This is a genomic window from Deltaproteobacteria bacterium (genome assembly GCA_029210625.1).
Taxonomy (GTDB): Bacteria; Myxococcota; Myxococcia; order SLRQ01; family SLRQ01; genus JARGFU01.
This window is the reverse complement of record JARGFU010000036.1, coordinates 1-25,739: the sequence shown is the minus strand read 5'-3', so window position 1 is coordinate 25,739 and position 25,739 is coordinate 1. Positions and strand designations below refer to the sequence as shown.

Genomic DNA, 25,739 nt, shown 5'->3' with positions numbered 1-25,739 from the left:
GGCCCCGCGTCAGTCGCGTCGGGCTCCGAAGGTCTCGACGGTCTCCCGGATGTGCTCCGGGTTCTCGCCGACCCGCACCGAGAGCAGCCCGGCCAGGATCTGGTCCCGCACCAGCCGCTCGTCCTCGTCGAGGGTGTGGATCTTCCCCGCCAGGGGGAGGAAGACCAGGCCCGCCAGGAGCACCCCGTAGAAGGTGGCCATCAGCGCCACCGACATGCCCTGGCCGATGGCTCGGGGATCCTGCAGGTCCTTGAGCATCTGGATGAGGCCGATGAGGGTGCCCACCAGGCCGAACATCGGCGAGTAGGTGCCCATCAGCCGGAACATCCGCTCGGCGGACTTGCGCTTCTCGGAGAGGATCTGGGACTCGAGGCGCAGGAGCTCCTCGATCCGCTCGGGCTCCACGCCGTCGACGACCAGCTGGGTGCCCTTCTTCAGGAAGGGGCTGGCGAGCGGCAGCTTCTCGGGATCGATGGCGGCCAGGCCCGAGGTCTTGGCGGTCCGGGCCATCTCGACGATGACGGCGGCGACCTCCTGCCACTTCGAGGTCCGCTTCACGAGGAGCTTCTTCATCGCCGAGAAGGCGTGGATCAGCGTCGAGCGGGAGGAGGAGAGGGTCGTGGCCGCGATCGTGCCCCCCACGCAGACCGTCAGGGCGATGGGGTTCATGAAGATCGAGACGTCGCCGCCCTTGGCGAGGACGACGCCATAGACGACGGCGATACCCAGGAGGAAGCCCAGGTAGGTGGTGGAACGCATGCTGTCTCTCTATTCGTCGAGGTTCGCGAACTGCTCGATGATCTGCTTGAGCTCGTCGTTGTCCGGATCGAGCTCGAGGGCCTTCTTCCACTCGCTCAGGGCCTGCTCCTGGTCCCGGGCGAGGAAGTAGAAGGAGCCCATCAGCACGTGGGGCAGCCCGACGTCGGGGAGGAGCTTGCTCGCCTCCTCCATCTTCTTCATGGCGTCGATGAGCTTGTTGTCGAGGAAGGCGGCGTAGCTCTCGGCGACCAGGCGGTAGGCCTCCGACTGCTGCTTCACCCGCTCCTCGAGGACGCCGTTGTCGATGAGCACCGCGGCGTTGTCGAGGCGATCCCCCTGCAGCTCGGGGATGACCTCCTTCTTGGCCTTGGCCCCCTTCATCGCCCGCTGGAGCATGCGGATCCGCTTGCCCTCCCAGGTCACGGCCTCGACGAAGTCGGCGTCGTTCTGGCCGAGGGTGTCGGCGGCGTAGCCCTTGAGGTTGAGGCGGGCGGCCTCCTTGTCGGCCTTCTTCTCGGCGGCCGAGGCGGTGGCCAGCAGGTCGGTGAGCATCTTCAGGCGGTCCGCCACCTTGGTGAGGGCGGCGTCCCGGCGCTCCTGGTAGGTGCGGGCGAACTTGACCTGCACCTTGCCCTGTCCCTCCCACTCGAGGTCCTCCCCCACCGGCGCGGTCTCGCCCGCCTCGTTGGGATAGTGGAAGAGGGCGTCGCGCAGGCCGGCCCGGTCGGGCAGGCTGCCCATGGCCATCCCGGCGACAAAGAGGACGACGAGCTTCATGCGGCCCCCGCGGCTTCCTTCGAGGCCTCCGCCGAGGCCGGCTTCTTCGCGCTGCCGGAGCTGCGCAGGTGGGCCTCGAACTGCAGCCGGGCCTCCTCGACCTGCTCCTCGCTGACCTCGCCGAGGTACTGCTCCTCGGACTCGAGGAAGGCCGCCAGGCGCTTGGAGACCGACTCCAGGATGGCCTTGCGGATGGCGGGATCGGCGCCGCGGAGGGCCACCGCGACGGTGTGCGGGTCGGCGGCGGCGACGGCGGTGCGCACCTGGGCGACCGGCAGGCCGGGCACGTCCTCGAAGAGGACGAGGCCCGAGCGCAGCTGCTCGGCCAGCGCGGGGTTCTCGGCGCCGATGGCCTCGAGGATCGCCCGGGTGTCGTCCGAGGAGGTCAGCGCCAGGATCTCGGTGGCCGAGGCCGCCGAGCCGATCTTGATCCGGCTCTTGATCTGGTCGACCGTCGCCTGCACCTCGGCCTCCATGGCCTCGATGCGGGCGGTCTCCACCTTCCGGGGCTCGGCCATGGCGCGGATCAGGGCCAGCTTCTGCTTCTCCTCGACCTGCTCGAAGGCCTCCCGCAGGACGCCGGCGGCGACACCGATGCAGTCGATGACGATGGCCGCCACCTGGGGCTCGAGGGTGGCGAAGAGCTCGACCTGCTGGTCGTGGTTCAGCTCCGAGACGAAGCCGAAGTACCCGGTGCCGAGGTGCCCGATGATCGCGCCGTTGCCGGTCGCGTCCGGGTCACCCTCGAGCTCGATCTCGGCGGCGTCGCTGAAGTTCGGGCCGGCCCCGCCGCCCGCTCCGGCGGTCTCGGTGGTGTGGACCTTCCGGCGGCCGATGGCCATCGCCAGCATGAAGGTCGAGAGCAGGATGGTCAGGCAGATGATGATGACCGGGATCAGATCGGGGGCGAAGAGCAACTCGACCTCCTCGGCGGCGTTGCGGGCCATCTCGACGAAGACGATCGAGTCGCCCCCCGTCAGATCGAGGCCAGCGACCCCCACGGCCACCTCGTGCATCTGCGCCAGGCGCTCCTCGGTGATGCCGGGCTGGTGCCGCACCTCGACCTTGATCGCGTGCAGCTTGGCCTGGATCGTCTCCCGGGTGGAGATGCTCTCCCGGCTGGGCACCGTGATGTTCACCTTGGGGGAGCCCTTGAGCTTGGTCCCCTGCACGGTGGGCAGGCCCGGGAGCTTGAAGGACTCCCCCGAGCCCATGTCCACCTGCATCCCCGGGGTGGTCTCCTTGTCGATGAGCTTGCGCACCTCGGCCTTGGCCTCCACCGAGACCGAGACGTAGATGTGGAAGGGCTCGGCCAGGGGCGAGAGGGTCTCCTGGAGGCGCTCCCGCAGATCCCGCTGGATCTTGAGCTTCTCGGAGAAGACCTCGGCGTAGCGTTCGCCTGGCTGGGCGGACGCGGGGGAGGCGGCGAGCGCGCCGAGGAGGGCGCCGCCGGCTCCCGACGCGAGGAGCAGGGCGGTGAGGATCTGGATCGTGGAGCGTTTTCTCAAGGTGTGACCTCTCGCCAGGGGCCCGAACAGGCCCCCCAGTTCGACCGGCCGACCCCCCGGATCATTCATCCTGGGAGCCAGCGGCCAATTTTTGCTGCATCGCGGCAAAAAATGCTAGCCCTTCACCATATTCCGTCTCGGTCGCTTCGGCAGGTTCGGTCCGGTCCTGGATCTCGAAGGCCCCCGCGGGCAGATCCTCCAGGAAGCGGGAGGGCACCCGCTCCTGCCGGCGTCCGCGCCGGGCGCGGGTCTTGGCCCGGCACAGGTAGAGGGTCTCCCGGGCCCGGGTGATGCCCACGTAGGCCAGGCGGCGCTCCTCGGGGAGGTTCGGAGGCAGCCCGCCCATCCCCTCGTGGGGGAGCAGGCCCTCCTCCATCCCCACCAGGAAGACCACCGGGAACTCCAGCCCCTTGGCGGCGTGGAGGGTCAGGAGGGTGAGCTGACCCTGGCCGCCGTCCTCGGCCTCGTCCTCGTCGCGCCCGTCGAGGGCCACCCGGCGCAGGTACTCCATCAGGTCCGGCCGCTTGCTGCCCTCGCAGTAGCGCTCGATGGACTGCACCAGGGAGGCGACGTTGGCCACCTTCGCGTCCCGAGCGTCCAGGCTCTTGAGGCCCGCGCCGGCGGCCTCGTAGGCCCCGGCCGCCTCGAAGAAGTCGTGGACCCCACCCTTCAGGCCCTTGCCCCGCATGGCCTTGCGGTGGAGCTCGATCAGCTCGACGAACTCGGCCACCGCGGGCGCGGCCTTCTCGCAGCCCGCCACCGAGGCCGCCCGCTTCAGCACACTCCAGAGGGGCTGCCCGCTGCTCCGGCTCTCCTGCCCGAGGCGCTCGAGGGTGGTGTCGCCGATGCCGCGAGGCGGGGTGTTGATGATCCGCCGCAGGCTGACCTCGTCCTCGGGCCGCGCGGCCACCCGCAGGTAGGCCAGCGCGTCGCGGACCTCCTTGCGGTCGAAGAAGCGGGTGCCCCCCACCATCCGGTAAGGGTGCTTGTGGGCCCGCAGGGCCTCCTCGAGGGTCGAGCCCTGCCCGTTGGTCCGGTAGAGCACGGCGATGTCGTCCCGGCTACGGCGCTGCTCGTAGACGAACTCGTCGATGCGCTCGGCGACGAACTCGGCCTCCTCGAGCTCGTCGTCGAGGACCACCACCCGGATCGGCTCGGTGGTCGGGGTCTCGGTCCAGAGCTCCTTGCCCCGGCGATCAGTGTTCAGGGCGATCACCGCGTTCGCGGCCTCGAGGATGGCCCGGGTCGAGCGGTAGTTGCGGGTGAGCTTCACCTCCACCGCGCCGGGGAAGGTGCGCTCGAACTCCAGGATGTTCTCGGGCTTCGCGCCGCGCCAGGCGTAGATGGACTGGTCGTCGTCGCCCACCGCGCAGACGTTCCCGGTGTGGGCCAGCGCCTGGAGCAGGCGCACCTGCACGTGGCTGGTGTCCTGGTACTCGTCGACCATGAAGTACTGGTAGCGGGCGTGCACCTGCTCCCGCACCGAGGGGTGGCGCTCGAGGAGCTCGAGGGGCAAGAGGATCAGATCGTCGAAGTCGACGGCCCCCTGCGCCTTCAGGGCCCGCTGGTAGCGGGGGTAGAGATCGCAGAGGACCAGCTCGTAGGCGTCCTCGGTGTTGGCCACCCGCTCGAAGAGCTCGGGGCTCACGCCGGCGTTCTTGGCCAGGGAGATGTGGGAGAGCAGGCGCTTCAGATCGAAGTCCTGCCCCGCCCGCAGGGTGGACATCAGGCGGCGCAGGAGGGCCAGCTGATCCTGGGTGTCGTAGATCGAGAAGCGCGCGGGCCAGCCGAGCGCGTCGATGTGCTCCCGCAGGAGGGAGAGGCCGAAGGCGTGGAAGGTCGAGACCGTCAGGCGCTCGGCCTTCTTCTTGCCCACCAGATCGGCGACCCGCTCGCGCATCTCGCCGGCCGCCTTGTTGGTGAAGGTCACCGCCAGGATGGCCTCGGGCTTCACCCGCTTGTCGAGCAGGTGCGCGATGCGGTGCACCACCACCCGCGTCTTGCCGGAGCCCGCGCCGGCGAGCACGAGCAGCGGCCCCTCCGTCTTCTCGACGGCGGCGCGCTGTTCGGGGTTGAGGTGCGAGAGATCGATCACGGGGCACGCCAGGATAGAGCGGCGGCGGAGGAATGCCACTCTTGCGGAAGAGGGCCCGGGCGTGGCAAAGACCCCGCATGGCAGACCAGCCCCTGGAAGGCGAGGACGGGCTCCCTCCTCTCGATCGCAACGGGTTCCTGCGGGCCCTCGAGGCCCTCCGGAAGGAGCACGCCGAGGCCGCGGCGAACATCGCCTGCTACGAGGTCCGGGAGTGCAAGGACTGTGCGTCCTGCATGTTCTGCAAGGGCTGCAACGCCTGCTACCGCTGCAACTACTGCGAGGACTGCCAGGAGTGCACCCACTGTAACCAGTGCGTCGAGTGCGTCCGCTGCAACGCCTGCACCCACTGCACCGGCTGCGAGAGCTGCGTGGGCTCGGCCTACCTCGAGCTCTGCACCCGCTGCTCCGACTGCAGCTACTGCTTCGGCTGCGTCGGCCTGCAGAAGGCCGACTTCCACATCCTGAACGTGCCCTACGACCGGAGCACCTACTTCGCGACGGTGAAGAAGCTGAAGCGGGCGCTGGGGATCAAGTAGTCACCGCTGCCTTTCTGCGGATCCTGGCTGCGGCTCGCCGTGGTGTGCCGTTCCCGACCTGTCGGGCGGGGGCTGTGAGCTGTGAGCTACGAGCTGTGAGCAACAAGGCTCACGGATGTGTTCCAGGGTTCAAGGCTCGTAGCTCATAGCTCGAAGCTCGCAGCCTCCCCCGACTCCCGCCGCCGATCACCGAGGCACCGAGCCGAGACGGCCAGCACTCGTGACTCGTCGCCACGCCCTCACGCCAGCGCCTGCCGCACGCACTCGATCAGCCCGTCGAGCGACCAGGGCTTGCGCAGGATGGTCGCGCCGAGCCCCTCGTCGAGGATCATCCCGGGGTAGCCGGTGGTCAGGACGAAGCGGTAGCGGCCCTCGGCGCCCCCCAGGCGCTCGTAGAGCTCGAGGCCCCCCATCCGCGGCATGACCACGTCCGAGAGGATCAGGTCCACCTCGGGGTTCTCCCGCAGCAGGGCGAGGGCCTGCTCGCCGTTGCCGGCCACGTGCACCCGGTGGCCCTCGGCCACCAGCACCGCCCGGGCGGCCTCCCGCAGGGCGCGCTCGTCCTCGACGATCAGCACGGTCGCGGTCCGCTCCTCGGGCAGCGTGGTGCTGGAGGCCGGCGGGATCAGGGGGGCGGAGAGCTCCTCGGGGAAGCGCACCTCGAGGGTCGTCCCCCGGGCGCCGGTCTCCGTGACCTCGATCTCGGCGCCGTGTTGCTGCACCAGACCGTAGACCATCGCCAGCCCCATCCCCGAGCCCTCGCCCGGGGGCTTGGTGGTGAAGAAGGGCTCGAAGATCCGGTCGCGCTCGGTCACGGAGAGGCCCGGCCCCGAGTCGCTCACGGCCATGACCGCGAGGTCCCGCTCGGGCCCCGACCAGCGGAAGGTCTCGATCCGCAGGATGCCCTGGCCCTCGATGGCGTCCCGGGCGTTGGTGGCCAGGTTGATGATGATCTGCTCGATGGCGCCCGCGTCGGCGCGCACGTAGGGGGTGTCCTCGGCCAGCTCGAGCTCGATCTCGATGCGCTCGGGGATGAGGCGCCGCAGGGTGCCCGCGAGATCCCTCACCAGGGTCGGGAGATCGAGGGGCTCGAAGTGCAGCATCTCCTTGCGGCCGAAGGCCATGAGCTTGCGCACCAGCTCCCCGCCCCGCCGCGCCGCCCGCTGGATCTCGGTGGTGCGCTCCAGCGCCGCGGGCGAGTCACCGACGAGGCGCTCGAGGAGCTGGGTGTTGACCAGGACGACGGTGAGCAGGTTGTTGAAGTCGTGGGAGATGCCCCCGGAGAGGCGGCCGAGGGCGTCGAGCTTCTGGGTGTGGCGGAGCTGGACCTCCATCTGCCGCTGCTCGGTGACGTCGTGCCCCACCGAGAGGGCCTCGCCGGTGGGCAAGCGGAAGTCCGCCCAGAGCTGCCGCCGGATCGAGCCGTCCTTGGCGACGACCTGGTACTCCCGGTACTGCCCGTCCGCCCGGTTGATGGAGGCGAGCACCCGGTTCCTCTCCACCTCGTCCGGGTAGAAGACCCGCAGCGGATCCTTCAGCGCCTCCAGCTCCTCCCGCGTCCAGCCGAGCATCCGCTCGCACTCCCGGTTCCAGAGGAGGCAGCGCCCCTCTGCGTCGAAGGAGTCGATCATCACCGGAGCGTGCTCGTAGAGCGTGCGGAAGCGCTCGGCGTCCTCCTCCAGCAGATGCTGCTCTGGACCAGGCTCACTCATCGGGCAATCCGGATCTCGGGCTAGTCGATCAGCTCGACCAGGGTCGCGACGCCCTGACCGACTCCGACGCAGAGGGTGGCGAGGCCCCGGCGCTTGCCGCGCGCCTTCAGGGCGTGGATCAGGGTCACCAGGATCCGCGCGCCGGACTGCCCCAGGGGGTGCCCCAGGGCGATGGCGCCGCCGTTCACGTTCACGATCGCGGGATCGAGCTCGAGCTCGCGCAGGACCGCCAGCGACTGAGCGGCGAAGGCCTCGTTCAGCTCGGCCAGCTCGATGTCCGCCAGCGACCAGCCGGCGAGCTTCAACGCCTTGCGGGTGGCCGGCGCCGGGCCGATGCCCATGTGCCGCGGATCCACGCCGGCGGCGGCCGAGGCCACCACCCGGGCGAGGGGCTTCAGGCCGTGCGCCTTCGCCGCCTCGGGCGAGGCCAGGAGCAGGGCCGCCGAGCCGTCGTTGAGGGTGGAGGAGTTGCCGGCGGTCACGCTGCCGCCCTTGCGGAAGACGGGCTTGAGGCTGGCGAGCTTCTCCCGGGTGGTGTCGGCGCGGGGGCCCTCGTCCCGGTCGACGACGATCGGGTCCTTCTTTCGCTGGGGCACCGAGACCGGGATGATCTCGGCCTCGAAGGCGCCCGACTCCTGGGCCTTCAGCGCCTTCTGGTGGGACTGGAAGGCGAACTCGTCCTGCTCCTCCCGGCCGATGCCGTACTTCTCGACCAGGTTCTCGGCGGTTTCACCCATCCCCTCGAGGGGGAAGCGGGCCTCGAGCTTAGGGTTCGGGTAGCGCCAGCCCAGCGCCGTGTCGTAGACGGTGACGTTCCCCGAGGGGTACCCCATCGCGGGCTTGGGCATGGACCAGGGCGCCCGGCTCATGGACTCGACGCCGCCGGCGATGCAGACCGACTCCTCGCCGAGCTTGATCGCCCGGGCGGCCTGGTTCACCGCCTCGAGGCTGCTGGCGCAGAGGCGGTTGATCGTGACGCCAGGCACCGAGTCGGGCAGGCCGGCGATGAGCAGCGCCATCCGGGTGACGTTGCGGTTGTCCTCGCCGGCCTGGTTCGCGCAGCCGCCGTAGACGTCGTCGATCACCTCGGGAGGGACGCCCGACTGCTCGACCACCTTCTCGATGGCCAGCGCGAGGAGATCGTCGGGGCGCACGTCCGAGAGGCCGCCGCGGATGCGGCCGATGGGGGTGCGGAGGGCGGAGCAGATGAGAGCGTCGTTCATGGCGGGCGAGGGTACACCCGGCGACGAGAGGCTTGAAGAGCGGCGACAGAGTCCGTTCCGAGGCGCGGTGGTCCAGCTGTCAGCTGTCAGCTGTCAGCTGTCAGCTGTCGACACGTGAGCCACGCGACTGAGGGCTGATAGCTGACAGCCGAGAGCTGCCTGCAAGGAGACCGCCGCCCTCCGAGCGCAGCCGAACTCCGGCCAACGATGGACCGCTAGGCTCGCTTGACGTAGCGCGCCTCGCGGGTGTCGACGACGATCACGTCCCCCTCGTTCACGAAGAGGGGCACCGGCACGATGATCCCGGTCTCGAGGGTCGCGGGCTTCATCACCTTGCTCACGGTGTCGCCCTGGGAGCCGGGCTCGGTCTCGACGACCTTGAGCTCGACCGAGGTGGGCAGCTCGAAGCCGATGCAGACCCCGTCGAGGAAGTTGCCGCGCACCTCGTCCTCGGGCTTGAGGTAGCCGACCTCGTCGGCGATCCGATCGCGCTCCATGGAGAACTGCTCGTAGGAGCTCGTGTCCATGAAGTGGAAGACCTGATCCCCCTCCTGGTAGAGGAACTGCACCTGTCGCCGCTCGAAGTCGGGCTGGGGCAGGCGCTCGGTGCCCTTGAAGGCCCGGTCGAGGAGCTGGCCGGTCCGCAAGTTCCGCAGCTTGAGGCGGACCAGGGTGCCGCCGCCGCGGGCGGTCGCGGTCTGCTGGGCGACGTCGATGACGGCGAAGGCCTCGCCGTCGACCTGGATGCGGTGGCCACGCTTCAGTTCGGATGCAGGAGTCATGCGCCCTATCAATCTCCGGCGGTCGCCGCTGTCAATCGACGGTGTCCGTACCAGAAGGCCAGGGCGCACATCGGCAGGGCGAGCAGGTCGGTGGGATCCGCGGTGACCGTGAAGTGCCAGGAGGGGAGCAGCGCCCGGTGCAGGTCGAGGTAGAGGCTCCGGAAGGCCGGCCAGAGCTGCAGCGCGGTGAAGGCGAGCGCGGTGATCCCGGCGCAGACCGCCAGGCGGCGCGTGCCCGGCGGGCGGCGGGTGAGGAGGCCCACCAGCGCCGAGAGGAAGAGGGGGAAGAAGAAGAGGCCGGCGAGGTCGGAGAGCTTGCCGGTCAGCCAGCCGGGCAGGAGGTCCGCGCCCTTGAGCCAGTGGTCGTTCAGGGCGAGCACGGCCACCGCCAGGAGGGGCGCCGGCCGGAGGAACTCGGGGGCCAGGCTCTCCCTACGCGTCGCCGAGCCCATCGACCTTCACGGCGCAGACCTTGTACTCGGCCGTCCCGGTGACGGTGTCCCCGGCGTCGTTGGTCAGGAGGTTCGCCCGGGCCTCGGCGTAGTGGAAGGGCATCCAGACCCGGCCGGGGCGCACCCGGCTCGAGACCGAGAGGCGAGCCTCGACGCTGCCGCGACGGGAGCTGACCCGCACCCGCTGGCCGTCCTCGAGGCCGGCCACCTTCGCGTCGTGGCGATGCATCTCGAGGAAGCAGACCCCGTCCTTCAGGGCGGTGCCCGGATCCCGGCGGGTCTGGGTGGCGGCGTTGTACTGGTAGAGGGTGCGGCCGGTGGAGAGGAGGAAGGGGTACTCCACGTCCTCCACCTCGGCGCTGGGCCGGTAGGCCACCGGCTGGAAGGTCGCCTTGCCGATGATCGGTCCGCCCTCGTGGAGGGTGGGCGTGCCGGGGTGATCCGGCGTGGGGCAGGGCCACTGCAGCCCGCCCTCGGCCGCGATCCGGGCGTGGGAGATGCCGGCGAACTTCGGGGAGAGGGAGGCCATCTCGGCGTAGATCTCGGCGGCCGAGGCGTAGTGGGGCATCGGGTAGCCCGCCGCCCGGGCCAGGTCACAGAGGATCTCCCAGTCGGCGCGGGCCTCGCCGGGAGGCTCGACGGCCTTCCGGACGAGCTGCACCCGGCGGTCGCTGTTGGTGAAGACCCCGTCCTTCTCGGCGAAGGAGGCGGCCGGCAGGACGACGTCGGCGAAGCGCATCGTCTCGTTGGGGAAGATGTCCTGCACCACCAGGAACTCGAGCCCGTTGAAGGCCTCCTCGAGGCGGCCGACGTTGGGCTCGGAGACCAGCAGGTCCTCCCCCATCACCAGCAGGCCCTTCACCTCCTCGCCGATCGCCTTCATCATCGCGTTGAGGTTCAGCCCGGCCTCCTCCGGCACCGGGGCGCCCCAGGCCGCGCCGAAGCGCGCGCGGGCCTCCGGGTCGTCGACCCGCTGGTAGCCCGGCAGGAAGATCGGCGAGGCGCCCGCGTCGTTGGCGCCCTGGACGTTGTTCTGACCGCGCAGGGGGTTCATCCCCGCGGAGCGCACGCCGAGGTGGCCGGTCATCAGAACGAGGTTCGCCAGGGCGTAGACGTTGTCGGTGCCGTGGGTGTGCTCGGTGATGCCCAGCGTGTAGTAGACGCCGGCCCTCCGCGTCGTCGCGTAGGCGCGCGCCGCCTCGCGGATCTGCCCGGCGGGCAGCCCCGTCACCACCTCGGCGGCCTCGGGGCTGTACTCCTTCACGGCCTCCCGCAGGGCGGGCAGGCCCTCGGTGTGCTCGGCGACGAAGCGGGCGTCCTCGAGCCCCTCGGCGAGGATCACGTGGGCCATGGCGTTGAGCAGCCAGACGTCGGTGCCCGGGCGCAGGGGGAGGTGGAGATCCGCGATCTGAGTGAGCCAGATCGCCCGGGGGTCGGCCACGATCAGCCGCGCGCCCCGCTGCACCGCCCGCTTCATCTCCATGGCGATGATCGGGTGCGCCTCGGTGGTGTTCGAGCCGATGACGAAGAGGAGCTCCGCGTCCCGGATCTCCGGGATGGAGTTGGTCATCGCGCCCGCACCGAACATGGTCACCAGACCGGCGACCGTCGGGGCGTGTCAGGTGGCCGCGCACTGATGACAGTTGTTGGTCCCGAAGGCGGCCCGGGCCAGCTTCTGCATCAGGTAGTTCTCCTCGCCGGTGCAGCGGCTCGAGGAGACGAAGCCCAGGGCCCCGGCGTGGTGGCGCTTCTTCACGGCCAGGAGCCCCCTCGCCGCCCGGTCGAGGGCCTCGCTCCAGGTCGCCGGGTGCAGCTCCCCGTCCTCGCCGCGCACCAGCGGCGTCGTCAGCCGCTCGGGGTGGTGGACGAAGTCGTGGGCGAAGCGCCCCTTCACGCAGAGGTTCCCGTCGTTGACGGTGGTGCCCGGCGCGGGGCTCGTCACCTTCAAGAGCCGCCCGCCCTTCACGTGGAGATCGAGCTGGCAGCCCACCCCGCAGTAGTTGCAGGTGCTGCGGACCTTCTCCGTGTCTCCGGGCCGCAGGGAGGCGGGGGGCTTGCGCTCGACGAGGGCGCCGGTGGGGCAGGTGTCGATGCAGCCGCCGCAGAGCTCGCAGGTCGTCTCGAGCAGCCCGCGCATCCCCGCGGTGGCCACCGTGGTCTCGCCGCCGCGCCAGCCCAGGGCGATGGCGCTGACGCCCTCGACCTCGTCGCAGTAGCGGGTGCAGCGCCCGCAGACCAGGCAGAGCTCGGGCCGGAACTTGAGGTAGGGGTTGGGGTCCTCGGGCCGGCCGCGCCGCAGCATCGGCAGGCCGGCGAGGGGCAGCGCGCCGTGCTCGGCCGCGAGCGCCCGCAGGGCGTTGCCGTTGGGGGTCTCCACCGGCTGGCCGCCGGCGTCGAGGCGGTGATCGGCGAGGTAGAGGCCGAAGAGCACCTCGCGGTGCCGCTTCACCCGCGCACTGGCGGTCTCGACCGCGAGGGCGTCACGGACCGGGTAGGTGCAGGCCGGCTGGAGCCGCCGCTCACCCTCGACCTCGACCAGGCAGGCCCGGCAGGCGCCCGCCGGCGCGAGGCGGTCGTCGTGGCAGAGGGTGGGGATCGCGATCCCCTCGCGGCGGGCGACGGTGAGGAGGGTCTCGCCCTCCTGCGCCGCGACCTCGCGGCCGTCCAGCCGGATCGAGAGGCGCCGGCTCATCCCTCGCCTCCCTCGAAGAGCTCGGGGAAGTGCCGCTGCAGGCTGGTCAGGGGGCTCGCGGCGCTCATCCCCAGCCCGCAGATCGAGCCCTCGGCCATCTCCCAGGCCACGTCCCCGGCGTGGGCCAGCGCCGCGGCCTCGCCTCCGGCGAAGCGGGTGGCGGCCTGCAGGAGGAAGCGGGTGCCGATCCGGCAGGGCGCGCACTGCCCGCAGCTCTCGGCGGCGAAGAAGGCGAGCTGCACCCGCGCCGCCTCCAGCAGATCGACGGTGTCCGGCAGCACCACCACCCCGGCGCTGCCGAGCATCGAGCCGACCTCGGCCAGGTGCTTCACGTCCAGGGGGCGGCCGCGCTCGCGCATCGGCAGGAAGCCGGAGGAGGCGCCGCCGGGGGAGAAGGCCCGGGGCGTGCCTCGGTAGCCGCCAGCCGCCTCGACCAGCTCGTCGAGGGTCACGCCCAGGGGCAGCTCGTAGACCCCGGGCCGCTTCACCGCCCCGGAGGCGCAGTAGAGCTTGGTGCCGGGCTCGGTGCGGCCCAGAGCGCGGAAGGCCTCCCCGCCCTCGGTGAGGACGAAGGGCAGGCAGGCGAGGGTCTCGACGTTGTGGATGAGGGTGGGCCGTCCCCGGAGGCCCGCCTCGGTGGGGAAGGGAGGCTTGAGGCGGGGCTCGCCGCGCCGGCCCTCCAGGGACTCGAGGAGCGCCGTCTCCTCGCCGCAGATGTAGGCGCCGTGGCCCAGGTGCAGGTGCAGCGTCAGGCCGGCCAGCGCCGGCAGGGCCTCCTCCAGCGCCCGCTCCAGGCTGCGGGCGCAGTCGAGGAACTCACCGCGCAGGTAGAGGACGATCTCCCGGGCGCCGACGGCCTCGGCGGCGATGGCGGCGCCCTCGAGCAGGCGGTGCGGCCGACGCAGCATCACCTCGCGGTCCTTGAAGGTGCCCGGCTCGCCCTCGTCGGCGTTCACCACCAGGTAGCGGGTCGCGTCCCGGGCGGCCCGCACCGCGCGCCACTTCAGGTGTGCCGGGAAGGCGGCGCCGCCGCGCCCCTGCAGGCCGGCGGCCTCGACGAGGTCGATCACCGCCGCCGGGCCCAGGTCGCGGGCGCGCTCCAGGGCGGTGTAGCCGCCGTAGTCCGGCCCCCCCAGATCGATCGGGAGCTCCCGGTCGGCGGGCAGCACCCGCCCGGGCTCGACCCCCGAGAGGAGCTCGAGGGAGGGGTCGAGGGCGGCGGGGGCCTGGTCGCAGCGGCCCAGGCAGCTCACCTGCTCGACGGTGTGCCCCTCGGCCCGCAGGTCGTCGCAGAGGCGATCGGTGCCGGCCAGGTGGCAGGAGAGGCCGCCGCAGACCCGCACCCGCTCGCCCGGCTCGGCGAGCAGCCCGTAGAAGGTGCCCGCGCCCCAGACCTCGGCCTCGGGGACGCCGGTCTCCCGAGAGACCTCGCGCACGCTTCCACCGAGCACCCCGCCCTTCTCGGCGAGGGAGGGGAGGATCTCCTCCGGTCTGGCGCCCTTCTTTCTCACCCCCCCGCTAGCCTACTCCACCCGCTCCTCTCCGGCGTAGACGTTGAAGCCATCCTCTCGCAGGAAGCCCAGGAGGGTGAGGCCGAAGCGGCGGGCGAGCTCGATGGCGAGGTTCGAGGGTGCCCCCACGCCGGCGACCACCGGGAAGCCCGCCCGGATCGCCTTCTGGAGGATCTCGAAGCTGGTGCGGCCGCTGACCACCAGGCAGCGCTCGCCCACCGGGAGCTCGCCGCGGGCGAGGAGCGCGCCCACCACCTTGTCCACGGCGTTGTGGCGGCCGACGTCCTCGCGCAGCAGGGCGAGCTCCCCGCCGGGCGTGAAGACCCCGGCGGCGTGAACTCCGCCGGTGGCGGCGAAGGCGTCCTGCCCCTCGCGCAGGCGGGCGGGCCAGGCCTGGATCGTCGCCGCCGACAGGCGCGGCCCCGCCGGCACCGGCCCCACCGGCTCGGCGGGCACCACCGCCTCCAGGCTGGCCTTGCCGCAGACCCCGCAGGCCGACGACGAGATCAGGTTGCGCTGCAGCCGCACCGGATCGATCTCGGCCTCGGGCGAGAGGCTCACCTTCACCACGTTGCTCTCGCTCCTCCCGGCGGCGGGAGGCCCGCAGCGCTCGACGCCCTTCAGCTCGGCGGCGCTCTCGATGATGCCCTCGGAGAAGAGGAGTCCGGAGGCCAGCTCGAAGTCCTCGCCCGGGGTGCGCATGGTGATGCTCACGCTCTTGCCCAGCCGGGCCTCGAGGGGGCCGAACTCGAGGCGGATCTCCATCGGCTCCTCGACCACCACCCGGTCCTCCCGGCGCCCGGGCTCGCGGCCGTGGCGCTGCACCTCCACCTCGGTGACGGGTCCATCAGCCATGGGAGGAGTCTCGTCCCGACCGGCCCCGAAGGCCAGCGTCATCCGCGGCGGAAGCGGACGATGCGGACCTCGGCCCGGCTCGAGAGGCCGGCGAGCGCCTCCTGCATGAGCCGGAGCGCGCCCTCCTCGTCGAAGCTGCCCGAGCCCGCGCCGATGACGGGGAAGGCCACGCTGGCGAAGCCCTCCTGCTCGACCAGGGCCATGGCGCTCTCCACCGAGCCCTGGATCGAGGCCCGCGAGGCCCGCCAGAGCAGGTCGATGCCCGCCACGTGGATGATCGCCCGGAAGGGGAGCCGCCCGGGCCCCGAGAGGCGGGCGCTGCCCAGGGGCATCGCCCCACCCCTCGCGATCTCCCGAAAAGGGGCGGCGCCGCCCCGCTTCTTGATCGCCCCCGAGACCCCCTGGGGCAGGAGCAGCCACCAGGGGATCAGGTTGCGGTTCCAGGCGTTGACGATGACCTCGACCTCCTGGTTGAGGAGGTCGCCCTCCACGATCTTCGCCTCGATCATCTCACCAGCATCACGCCGAGCTGCGCGGCCGAGAAGCCGTTGCCGCTGCCGTCGAGGTCGCCGTAGTTCCAGGTGTCGCCGCCGTCGACGCTCACCCGGAAGCCGTAGCTGTAGGTGCCCGGGGTCGAGACCTTCAGGGTGCCCACGAACTCGTCGGCCGAGCCGATGGACTGCGCGCAGAAGGAGGGGAACCAGATCCACGAGCCGTCGGTCCGCGGGTCGGTGGAGAGGGTGCCGTAGCCCACCTCGGCGATGAGGGCGCCCGGCGCGTACTCCCGCCCGGCCGGGCAGCCGCCGCCGGTGGTGCCGCCCTCCTCGACCAGGCCGAAGATCCCCTCGCACCAGCGATCGCGGATCACGTCCAGGGTGGCCGGCCGATCGATGGAGATCGCGTTCACCGTCTCGGGGTTGGAGCTGGCCTCGCGGGTGTAGGTGAAGCCCGCGCTGAGGGTGTCGCTCGTGGCGCCCTCCACGATGGTCACGTTCACCGTGCCCGCGGTGCCCGGCGGGACGGTGCAGGTGATCTGATCGTCGCTGTCGACCACCCAGGCGCTGCAGCTCGAGCCGTCGACCTGCACGTCGGTGGCGCCGGAGAAGCCCGAGCCGACGATGATGACCTCGGTGCCGCCGCCCTCGATGCCCTTGTCGGGGTGGACCGCCACGACCTGCGGGTCGTCGATGGGGAGGGTGCAGGAGATGTTCGAGATCCCGGGGCTGCAGTCGTCGCCGTTGGCCAGCTCGGGGGGGCCGGCCGGGTGGTTGCACCAGGGCCCCGAGGTGTTGTTGTCGGCGAAGTACTGATCCGGATCGAGGTTGAGCGAGCCGGTGGTGGCCGAGGGCCAGCCGGCGCCGCCGTACCAGATCTCGTCCACGAGCACGCCCTCGAACTCGAGGATCAGCTCGTCCGCGCTGTTGGCCAGCTGCATGTAGCCGTACTCGTAGTCGCAGGTGACCCCACCGTTGTAGAGGGGATCGCCGGTGCGGCAGAGGGTGGCGAAGCCCCGCGGCGGGACGATCACGTCGGCGCTGATGACCGCGATCTCCTGGGAGATGCCGGGCTGATCCCGCAGCAGCCACTGCCGCAGGTTCACCGGCCGGTCGCCCGGGTTGAAGACCTCGAACCACTCGTAGTTCTCGTCCGGCGTCTGCGAGGAGTCGTAGAAGATCTCGGTGACGATCACCTGGCCCGCCGCGACCAGCCCCTCGTCGGCCCGGCCATCGGCGTCGCAGTCGTTGTTCCGGCCGTCGAGCACCTCGGGCGCCCCCGGGTAGGTCATCGGATCGTCGTCGTCGCAGTCGAGGCCGCCGCAGAGAGGATCGGTGTCCACCGCGCCGTCGCCGTCCACGTCCTTGTCGTTGGTGGCGCCCGAGCAGTCCTCGTCCAGGGCGTTGCCGCAGACCTCGTCCATGTCGGGGTTCACGCCGACGTTGGCGTCGTCGCAGTCATCGACGGGCAGGCCGCCGGTGTAGAGCACGCAGGCCACGTCCACGTGGCCGTCGACGTCCCGGTCCTTGTCGTCGATCACCCCGTTGCACTCGTTGTCCTTGCCGTCGCAGAGCTCGACCGCGCCGGGGTGCACGGCGGCGTCGCTGTCGTCGCAGTCGACCCCCCCGCAGGCGACGTCGATGCGCTTGTCACCGTCGAGATCCACGTCGTCGATGCTACCGTTGCAGTCGTTGTCGAGGCCGTCGCCGCAGGTCTCGGTCTCGTCGGGGTTGGCCAGGGCCGAGGCGTCGTTGCAGTCGTCGATGGGCAGCGCGCCGCCGTAGGTCGCGCAGGCCACGTCGATGTGCAGGTCACCGTCCTCGTCCCGGTCCTCGGCGATGAAGTTGCAGTCGTTGTCGATGCCGTCGCCGCAGAGCTCCTCGGCGCCGGTGAAGACCAGCGGGTTGAGGTCCTCGCAGTCGTCGCCGCCGCAGGCGAAGTCCACGTGGCCATCACCATCGAGGTCGACGTCGTCGGTGACGCCGTCGCAGTCGTTGTCGAGGCCGTCGCAGCTGATCTCGCTGACCTCGTAGTCGGCCCCGTAGCTGCCGGCGTTGCAGGCGAGCCAGCCGGAGGCCCCGGCGCAGACCTGCCGCGCCCCGGCGCAGACGCCCTCCTGCAGCGGGCAGAGCGCCCCGGTGAGGCTCTCGTCCACCGCGCCGTCGCAGTCGTTGTCGAGGCCGTCACAGGTGGCCTCGGCGGCCTGGTAGGCCGGACCGTAGTCGCAGGCCTGCCAGGTCCCACCCGAGCAGGCCTGCCGGACGCCGGCGCAGACCCCCTGCTGCAGAGGACAGGAGGCCCCGACCAGGCTCTCGTCGGTGCTGCCGTCGCAGTCGTTGTCCAGCGCGTCGCAGCTGTACTCGTTGGTCTCGTAGTCGGCCCCGTAGCTGCCGGCGTCGCAGGGAAGCCAGCCGGCGGTGCCCCCGCAGAGCTGGGTCGAACCCGAGCAGACGCCGTTCTGGTTGGCGCAGGACGCGGCGCTGAGGTTGTCGTCGGGGGTCCCGTCGCAGTCGTCGTCCAGCCCGTTGCAGGTCTCCGTGCCCGGGCTACCCGGCGTGGCGGAGCAGACCGTCGCGCCGGCGGGGGCGCCGGTGTCGCAGATCTTCACCCCGGCCGCCGCGCAGATGCCCACGCCCGAGATGCAGCTCTGGCCCTTGTCGGTCCACAGCGGACCGTCGTCGATCGACCCGTCGCAGTCGTCGTCGAGGCCGTTGCAGACCTCCGTGCCCGCGGCCCCCGGCGTCGCCGAGCAGACCGTCGCGCCCGTGGGATCGCCGGCGTCGCAGACCTTCACCCCGGCGGCCTCGCAGATGCCCACCCCCGAGGTGCAGCCCGTGCCCCTGTCCGCCCAGAGGGCGCCGTCGTCGATCGTCCCGTCGCAGTCGTCGTCCAGGCCGTTGCAGACCTCCGTACCCGGCGCACCCGGGACGGCCGAGCAGATCGTCACGCCGCCGGGGTCGCCGGCGTTGCAGATCTTCACGCCGGCCTCGGAGCAGACGCCGACCCCGGAGGTGCAGCCCGTGCCCTTGTCCGCCCAGAGGGCGCCATCGTCGATGGCGCCGTCACAGTCGTCGTCCAGGCCGTTGCAGACCTCGGTCGAGGAGGGGCCGGGGGTGGCCGAGCAGATCGTCGCGCCCGCCGGCGCGCCCGGATCGCAGACCTTCACCCCGGCGGCCTCGCAGATCCCCAGGCCCGCGGTGCAGCCCGTGCCCTTGTCCGCCCAGAGGGCGCCGTCGTCGATCGTCCCGTCGCAGTCGTCGTCCAGGCCGTTGCAGACCTCGGTGCCGGCGGGGCCGGGGGTGGCCGAGCAGACCGTCGCGCCGGCGGGGTCGCCCGCGTCGCAGACCTTCACGCCGGCCGCCGCGCAGATGCCGGCGCCCGCGGTGCAGCCGGTGCCCCGGTCCGCCCAGAGGGCGCCGTCGTCGATCGTCCCGTCGCAGTCGTCGTCCAGGCCGTTGCAGACCTCGGTGCCCGGCGCGCCCGGCGTCGCCGAGCAGATCGTCGGCCCCGCCGCGTTCCCCGGATCGCAGATCCGCGAGCCGTACTCCAGGCAGATGCCGGCGCCCGCGCTGCAGCCCTGGCCGAGGTCCGCCCAGGTGGCGCCCTCGTCGATGCTGCCGTCGCAGTCGTCGTCCAGGCCGTTGCAGACCTCCGTGCCCGAGGGGCCGGGGGTGGCCGAGCAGACCGTCGCGCCGGCCGCGTTCCCCGGATCGCAGACCTTCACCCCGGCCGCGGCGCAGATGCCGGTGCCCGCGGTGCAGCCGGTGCCCCGGTCCGCCCAGAGGGCGCCATCGTCGATCGTCCCGTCGCAGTCGTCGTCGAGGCCGTTGCAGATCTCGGTGCCCGGCGCGCCCGGCGTCGCCGAGCAGACCGTCGGCGCGGCAGGGTCGCCCGGGTCGCAGACCTTCGAGCCGTAGGCCACGCAGATCCCCGTGCCCGCGCTGCAACCCTGGCCGAGGTCCGCCCAGCTGGCGCCCTCGTCGATGCCGCCGTCGCAGTCGTCGTCCAGGCCGTTGCAGACCTCCGTGCCCGGCGCGCCCGGCGTCGCCGAGCAGACCGTCGCCCCGGCCGCGTTCCCCGGATCACAGACCTTCACGCCCGCCGCGGCGCAGATGCCGGTGCCGGCGGTGCAGCCGGTGCCCTTGTCGGCCCAGAGGGCGCCGTCGTCGATCGTCCCGTCGCAGTCGTCGTCCAGGCCGTTGCAGACCTCCGTGCCCGGCGCGCCCGGCGTCGCCGAGCAGATCGTCGGCCCCGCCGCGTTCCCCGGATCGCAGATCCGCGAGCCGTACTCCACGCAGACGCCGGTGCCCGCGCTGCAGCCCTGGCCGAGGTCCGCCCAGGAGGCGCCCTCGTCGATGCTGCCGTCGCAGTCGTCGTCCACGCCGTTGCAGACCTCGGTGCCCGGCGCGCCCGGCGTCGCCGAGCAGACCGTCGCCCCGGCCGCGTTCCCCGGATCACAGACCTTCACGCCCGCCGCGGCGCAGATGCCGGTGCCGGCGGTGCAGCCGGTGCCCTTGTCGGCCCAGAGGGCGCCGTCGTCGATCGTCCCGTCGCAGTCGTCGTCCAGGCCGTTGCAGACCTCGGTGCCCGGCGCGCCCGGCGTCGCCGAGCAGATCGTCGGCCCCGCCGCGTTCCCCGGATCGCAGATCCGCGAGCCGTACTCCAGGCAGACGCCGGTGCCCACCGCGCAGCCCTCGCCCTTGTCCGCCCAGAGGGCGCCGTCGTCGATCGTCCCGTTGCAGTCGTCGTCCAGGCCGTTGCAGACCTCGGTGCCCGGGGCCCCGGGCGTCGCCGAGCAGACCGTCGCGCCCGCCGGCGCGCCCGGATCGCAGACCTTCACCCCGGCGGCCGAGCAGACGCCGGTGCCCGCCGTGCAGCCCTCGCCCAGGTCGGCCCAGAGGACGCCCTCGTCGATGCTGCCGTCGCAGTCGTCGTCCCGGCCGTTGCAGACCTCGACGCCTGGCGCGCCCGGCGTCGCCGAGCAGATCGTCGCCGCGGCGGGGTCGCCCGGGTCGCAGATCTTCGAGCCGTACTCGAGGCACAGGCCGGTGCCCACGTTGCAGCCGTCACCCAGGTCGGCCCAGAGCGCCCCCTCGTCGAGGCTGCCGTCGCAGTCGTCGTCCAGGCCGTTGCAGACCTCGACGCCCGGCGCGCCCGGCGTCGCCGAGCAGATCGTCGCGCCGGCGGGGTCGCCCGGATCGCAGATCTTCGACCCGAACTCGATGCACTCGCCGGTGCCGGCGCTGCAGCCCTCCCCCAGGTCCACCCAGAGGGCGCCGTCGTCGATGGCGCCGTCGCAGTCGTCGTCGCGGCCGTTGCAGACCTCGGTCTGCGGCGCGCCCGGCGTCGCCGAGCAGACCGTCGCCCCCGCCGGGGCGCCGGGATCACAGACCTTCACGCCGGCGGCGGCGCAGATGCCCAGGCCCGAGGTGCAGCCCTCGCCCCGGTCCGCCCAGAGGGCGCCCTCGTCGATGCTGCCGTCGCAGTCGTCGTCCAGCCCGTTGCAGACCTCGGTCTGCGGCGCGCCCGGCGTCGCCGAGCAGATCGTCGCGCCCGCCGGGGCGCCCGGATCGCAGACCTTCACGCCCGCCGCCGAGCAGACGCCGGCGCCGGAGGTGCAGCCCGTGCCCCGGTCCGCCCAGAGCGCACCCTCGTCGATGCTGCCGTCGCAGTCGTCGTCCAGTCCGTTGCAGACCTCGGTGCCCGGCGCGCCCGGCGTCGCCGAGCAGACCGGCGGACCCGCGGGGTTCCCCGCGTCGCAGATCAGGGAGCCGGCCTCGGAGCAGACGCCGGTGCCCACGGTGCAGCCGTCGCCCAGGGTCGCCCAGAGGGCGCCGTCGTCGATGGCCCCGTCGCAGTCGTCGTCGAGGCCGTTGCAGACCTCGGTCCCGGGCGTGCCGGCGATCGCCGAGCAGACGGTGGGGCCCGCCGGGTTCCCGGCGTCGCAGACCTTGGCGCCGCTCTCCAGGCAGACTCCGACGCCGGAGGTGCAGCCCGTGCCCTTGTCGGCCCAGAGGGGGCCGTCGTCGATCACTCCGTCGCAGTCGTCGTCGAGGCCGTTGCAGACCTCCGTGCCCGGCGCGCCGGCGGTCGCCGAGCAGACCGTCGCCCCCGCCGGGGCGCCCGGATCGCAGACCTTCACCCCGGCCGCGGCGCAGATGCCCTGCCCCGAGGTGCAGCCGGTGCCCAGATCCGCCCAGAGCGCGCCGTCGTCGATGGTCCCGTCGCAGTCGTCGTCGAGGCCGTTGCAGACCTCGGTGCCCGGCGCGCCCGGCGTCGCCGAGCAGATCGTCGGCCCCGCCGCGTTCCCCGGATCGCAGATCCGCGAGCCGGCCTGGGCGCAGACACCCTGCCCGGAGGTGCAGCCGCTGCCGAGGTCGGCCCAGAGCGCGCCGTCGTCGATCGCCCCGTCGCAGTCGTCGTCGAGGCCGTTGCAGGTCTCGGTGCCCGGCGCGCCCGGCGTCGCCGAGCAGACCGTCGCCCCGGCGGCGTTCCCCGGATCGCAGACCTTCACCCCGGCCGCGGAGCAGGTACCCACGCCCACGGTGCAGCCCTGGCCCAGGTCGGCCCAGGTCGCGCCGTCGTCGATCGCGCCGTCGCAGTCGTCGTCCAGCCCGTTGCAGACCTCGCTGCCCGGCGCGCCCGGCGTCGCCGAGCAGACCGTCGCCCCGGCCGCGTTCCCCGGATCGCAGACCTTCACCCCGGCCGCGGAGCAGGTGCCCACGCCCACGGTGCAGCCGGTGCCGCGGTCCGCCCAGAGCGCGCCGTCGTCGATCGCGCCGTCGCAGTCGTCGTCCAGCCCGTTGCAGACCTCGGTGCCCGGCGTGCCCGGCGTCGCCGAGCAGATCGTCGGGCCGGAGGGGTTGGCGGCGTCACAGATCCGGGAGCCGGCCTCGGCGCAGACCCCGACCCCCGAGGTGCAGCCCGTCCCCTTGTCCGCCCAGAGCGCGCCGTCGTCGATCACCCCGTCGCAGTCGTCGTCCAGCCCGTTGCAGACCTCGACGCCTCCGGGGCCGGGCGCGGCCGAGCAGACGGTGGCGCCCGTGGGGTCCGCCGCGTCGCAGATCTTCACCCCGGCCGCGGCGCAGATGCCGGTGCCGGCGGTGCAGCCCTGGCCCCGGTCCGCCCAGAGGACCCCCTCGTCGATGCTGCCGTCGCAGTCGTCGTCCAGCCCGTTGCAGATCTCGAGGCCGGCCGCGCCGGGCGTCGCCGAGCAGATCGTCGCGCCCGCCGCGTTCGCCGGGTCGCAGATCCGCGAGCCGTACTCCACGCAGACGCCGGTGCCCACGCTGCAGCCGTCGCCGAGGTTCGCCCAGAGGGCGCCCTCGTCGATGCTGCCGTCGCAGTCGTCGTCCAGCCCGTTGCAGATCTCGGTGCCGGGCGTGCCCGGCGTCCCCGAGCAGATCGTCGCCCCCGCCGGGTTTGCGGGATCGCAGATCCGGGCGCCGAACTCGACGCAGACGCCCTCGCCCACCTTGCAGCTCTGGCCCTTGTTGGCCCAGAGGGCGCCGTCGTCGATGCTGCCGTTGCAGTCGTCGTCCACGCCGTTGCAGACCTCGACCTCCGGCGCCCCCGCGCTCGCGGAGCAGACCGTCGCCCCCGCCGCGTTCCCCGGATCGCAGACCTTCACCCCGGCCGTGGCGCAGACCCCCTGCCCCGAGGTGCAGCCCGTGCCCAGATCGGACCAGAGGGCGCCGTCGTCGATGGCGCCGTCGCAGTCGTCGTCGAGGCCGTTGCAGACCTCGCTGCCCGGCGCGCCCGGCGTCGCCGAGCAGACCGTCGCGCCCGAGGGGTCGGTGGGGTCACAGACCTTCACGCCCGCGGCGGAGCAGATCCCCGTGCCGGCGGTGCAGCCGGTGCCCCTGTCCCCCCAGAGGGCGCCGTCGTCGATGCTGCCGTTGCAGTCGTCGTCCAGCCCGTTGCAGGTCTCGGTGCCGGGCGCCCCGGCGGTGGCCGAGCAGACCGTGGGGCCGGCGGGGTTCGCCCCGTCGCAGATCCGCACGCCGGCCGAGGCGCAGACGCCCACGCCCTCGGTGCAGCCCTGACCCCGATCGGCCCAGGCCGGGCCGTCGTCGATGCTGCCGTTGCAGTCGTCGTCCAGCCCGTTGCAGGTCTCGGTGCCGGGCGCCCCGGCGGTGGCCGAGCAGATCGTCGCGCCGAGGGGGGCGCCGGGATCGCAGACCTTGATGCCCACGGCCTCGCAGACCCCCTGCCCGACCCGGCAGATGGTGCCCAGATCGACCCAGAGGAGATCCTCGTCGGTCTGCCCGTCGCAGTCGTTGTCCAGGCCGTCGCAGATCTCGGTGCCCGGCGGCGCGGGGTTCGCCGAGCAGATCGTCGGATCGGCCGGCGCGGTGGGGTCGCAGATGAAGGTGCCGCTCTCCTGGCAGCCGCCGGCGCCGACGTTGCAGACCTGCCCCTTGTTGGCCCAGGGGGCGTCCTCGTCGGTCTGCCCGTCGCAGTCGTTGTCCAGGCCGTCGCAGACCTCGGCGCCGGTGCTCCCGGGGGAGGCGTTGCAGATCGTCGGCCCCGCCGGGGCGCCCGGATCGCAGATCCGCACGCCGCTGCGCTCGCAGGTTCCCTCACCCACGCTGCAGACCGTGCCCAGGTCGGCCCAGGTGGCGTCCTCGTCGGTCTGCCCGTCGCAGTCGTCGTCCAGCCCGTTGCAGACTTCGACCCCCGCCGGCGCCGCGGTGGCGTCGCAGATCGTCGCGCCCGCCGGATCGGTCCCGTCGCAGCGCCGGACGCCCGTCCGCTCGCAGACGCCCACGCCCACGGTGCAGACGGTGCCCAGGTCGGACCAGGTCGCCTCCTCGTCGGTCTGCCCGTCGCAGTCGTCGTCCAGCCCGTTGCAGATCTCGGAGCCGGCCGCCCCCGAGCTCACCGAGCAGATCGTGGCGCCGCCGGGGTTGCCCACGTCGCAGATCTCGACGCCGGTCGCCCGGCACTGGCCGATGCCCACGTTGCAGATGTCGCCGAGGGTCAGCCAGAGGGCGTCCTCGTCGGCCTGGCCGTCGCAGTCGTCGTCCAGGCCGTTGCAGGCCTCGGCGCTCGGCGAGCCCGCCACGGCGTTGCAGACCAGGGCCCCGGTGGGATCGGCCGGGTCGCAGACCATCAGGCCCGCCGCGGTGCAGGCGCCGACGCCCACCGTGCAGGGCCCGAACTTGCCGGCCCAGAGGGCGCCGTTGTCGGTCTGCCCGTCGCAGTCGTCGTCCAGCCCGTTGCAGACCTCGGCCACCCCGCTGCCGGGGATGGCGTTGCAGATCGTCGGCCCGGCCGCGTTCCCCGGGTCGCAGATCCGGATGCCGGGCGCCTCGCAGGCCCCGATCCCCAGCACGCAGGGCTGCCCCTTGTCCGCCCAGGCCAGGTCCTCGTCCGTCTCGCCGTCGCAGTCGTCGTCGACGCCGTTGCAGACCTCGACGCCCTCGCTGCCGCCGACGGCCAGGCAGATCGTCGCCCCGGTGGGGTCGCCCGGGTCGCAGCCCCGGATGCCGGCCCGCTCGCAGGACCCCACGCCGGTCGTGCACTGCTCCCCGAGGTCGGCCCAGATCGCCTCCTCGTCGGTGTCACCGTCGCAGTCGTTGTCGAAGCCGTCGCAGACCTCGACCACCGGCGGCCCCGGAGTGGCCGAGCAGAGGGTCAGCCCGGTGGGGTTGAGCTGGTCGCAGACGAAGATGCCGTTCGCGACGCAGCCGCCCATGGTCACGGTGCAGAGCTGGTTCAGGTTCGACCACTCCGGCTCCTCGTCGGTGAGGCCGTCGCAGTCGTCGTCGAGCCCGTTGCAGACCTCGACGCCGGCCTGGCCCGGCGTGCCGGAGCAGGTCAGCGGGCCCAGGCGATCGTCGGGGTTGCAGATGAAGACGCCGCCGGAGGCGCAGGCGCCCACGCCCACGCTGCAGCTCTCGCCCTTGGCCTCCCAGAGCTCGAGCTCGTCGGTCTGGCCGTCGCAGTCGTTGTCGATGTTGTCGCAGCGCTCCGCGGGGCAGTTCCCGAGGGTGCCCTCCCCGCAGTTGCAGCCCGTGAGGGCCAGGATGGAGGCGAGGAAGACGAGCGGGAGCCACTCGCGAACGATCCGGGAGCCTGAACGCTGCATCTTCGGACCCTAGCAACCGGGGGCCGGCTTCGCCTAGCGAGCGAGCAGGCGGTAGCGGCACCGGGCCGCTCGTCCGGGAGCCGGACCGGTCCCGGCCCGGAGAGCCACCGGATCCCGGCAGCCGGCGGCGCGGCACGGACCTTGCCAGAGCGTCACCCCATGAGCACCCCGGCCATCGGCAGCCCACCGCCTCCCCTCCCCCCCCTCGACCCCGAGCTCGACGAGGCTCGCGCGACCCCCGGCAGCGAT

At 72.5% G+C, this 25,739-nt stretch carries 14 protein-coding genes and 1 pseudogene; 1 reads left to right on the top strand and 14 read right to left on the bottom strand.

From position 1 onward, the window contains the following. Positions 1 to 9 precede the first annotated feature (9 nt). The 4 genes from P1V51_22775 to P1V51_22760 form a co-directional block, all read right to left on the bottom strand. The gene (locus P1V51_22775; GenBank protein ID MDF1565877.1) at positions 10 to 759 is read right to left on the bottom strand and encodes a MotA/TolQ/ExbB proton channel family protein; all 750 of its coding nucleotides are present in this window, start codon (positions 757 to 759) and stop codon (positions 10 to 12) included. A gap of 9 nt (positions 760 to 768) precedes the next feature. After that, positions 769 to 1,536 carry a hypothetical protein gene (locus P1V51_22770; GenBank protein ID MDF1565876.1) on the bottom strand — a complete coding sequence of 256 codons (768 nt, stop codon included), beginning with the start codon at positions 1,534 to 1,536 and terminating at the stop codon, positions 769 to 771. Continuing rightward, positions 1,533 to 3,044, bottom strand: coding sequence for a FliG C-terminal domain-containing protein (locus tag P1V51_22765; protein ID MDF1565875.1), 1,512 nt, complete (start codon positions 3,042 to 3,044; stop codon positions 1,533 to 1,535). The genes P1V51_22770 and P1V51_22765 overlap by 4 nt, the downstream gene beginning before the upstream one ends. A 61-nt stretch (positions 3,045 to 3,105) precedes the next feature. Further along, complete coding sequence (locus P1V51_22760; protein ID MDF1565874.1) at positions 3,106 to 5,139, bottom strand: UvrD-helicase domain-containing protein; 2,034 nt, start codon at positions 5,137 to 5,139, stop codon at positions 3,106 to 3,108. 77 nt (positions 5,140 to 5,216) lie between these two features. Between P1V51_22760 and P1V51_22755 the strand changes: the two genes are divergently transcribed. Further along, positions 5,217 to 5,675: a caib/baif family protein gene (locus tag P1V51_22755; protein ID MDF1565873.1), complete on the top strand. Its 459-nt coding sequence runs from the start codon at positions 5,217 to 5,219 to the stop codon at positions 5,673 to 5,675. Between the two features lie 239 nt (positions 5,676 to 5,914). Here P1V51_22755 and P1V51_22750 read toward each other — a convergent pair whose 3' ends face one another. From P1V51_22750 to P1V51_22705, 10 genes and pseudogenes are all read right to left on the bottom strand, one after another. After that, positions 5,915 to 7,387: an ATP-binding protein gene (locus P1V51_22750; protein MDF1565872.1), complete on the bottom strand. Its 1,473-nt coding sequence runs from the start codon at positions 7,385 to 7,387 to the stop codon at positions 5,915 to 5,917. A gap of 20 nt (positions 7,388 to 7,407) precedes the next feature. Continuing rightward, complete coding sequence (locus P1V51_22745; GenBank protein MDF1565871.1) at positions 7,408 to 8,610, bottom strand: thiolase family protein; 1,203 nt, start codon at positions 8,608 to 8,610, stop codon at positions 7,408 to 7,410. Between the two features lie 215 nt (positions 8,611 to 8,825). Continuing rightward, a complete protein-coding gene (efp, locus tag P1V51_22740; GenBank protein ID MDF1565870.1) occupies positions 8,826 to 9,392 on the bottom strand; it encodes an elongation factor P in 567 nt (188 codons plus the stop codon). 8 nt (positions 9,393 to 9,400) lie between these two features. Further along, entirely contained in the window at positions 9,401 to 9,844 is a 444-nt protein-coding gene (locus tag P1V51_22735) for a hypothetical protein (protein ID MDF1565869.1), read from the bottom strand. Further along, the gene (locus P1V51_22730; GenBank protein ID MDF1565868.1) at positions 9,825 to 10,373 is read right to left on the bottom strand and encodes a molybdopterin dinucleotide binding domain-containing protein; all 549 of its coding nucleotides are present in this window, start codon (positions 10,371 to 10,373) and stop codon (positions 9,825 to 9,827) included. Before P1V51_22730 ends, P1V51_22735 begins: the two co-directional genes overlap by 20 nt. Before the next feature lie 66 nt (positions 10,374 to 10,439). Next, positions 10,440 to 12,536: pseudogene (locus tag P1V51_22725) on the bottom strand (molybdopterin-dependent oxidoreductase). Further along, positions 12,533 to 14,047 carry an NADH-ubiquinone oxidoreductase-F iron-sulfur binding region domain-containing protein gene (locus P1V51_22720; GenBank protein ID MDF1565867.1) on the bottom strand — a complete coding sequence of 505 codons (1,515 nt, stop codon included), beginning with the start codon at positions 14,045 to 14,047 and terminating at the stop codon, positions 12,533 to 12,535. The pseudogene P1V51_22725 and the gene P1V51_22720 overlap by 4 nt, the downstream one beginning before the upstream one ends. A gap of 12 nt (positions 14,048 to 14,059) precedes the next feature. Further along, the gene (fdhD, locus tag P1V51_22715) at positions 14,060 to 14,902 is read right to left on the bottom strand and encodes a formate dehydrogenase accessory sulfurtransferase FdhD (GenBank protein MDF1565866.1); all 843 of its coding nucleotides are present in this window, start codon (positions 14,900 to 14,902) and stop codon (positions 14,060 to 14,062) included. A 38-nt stretch (positions 14,903 to 14,940) separates the two neighbouring features. Further along, positions 14,941 to 15,408: a macro domain-containing protein gene (locus tag P1V51_22710; protein MDF1565865.1), complete on the bottom strand. Its 468-nt coding sequence runs from the start codon at positions 15,406 to 15,408 to the stop codon at positions 14,941 to 14,943. Next, positions 15,408 to 25,490: a MopE-related protein gene (locus P1V51_22705; protein ID MDF1565864.1), complete on the bottom strand. Its 10,083-nt coding sequence runs from the start codon at positions 25,488 to 25,490 to the stop codon at positions 15,408 to 15,410. The genes P1V51_22710 and P1V51_22705 overlap by 1 nt, the downstream gene beginning before the upstream one ends. Positions 25,491 to 25,739 lie beyond the last annotated feature (249 nt).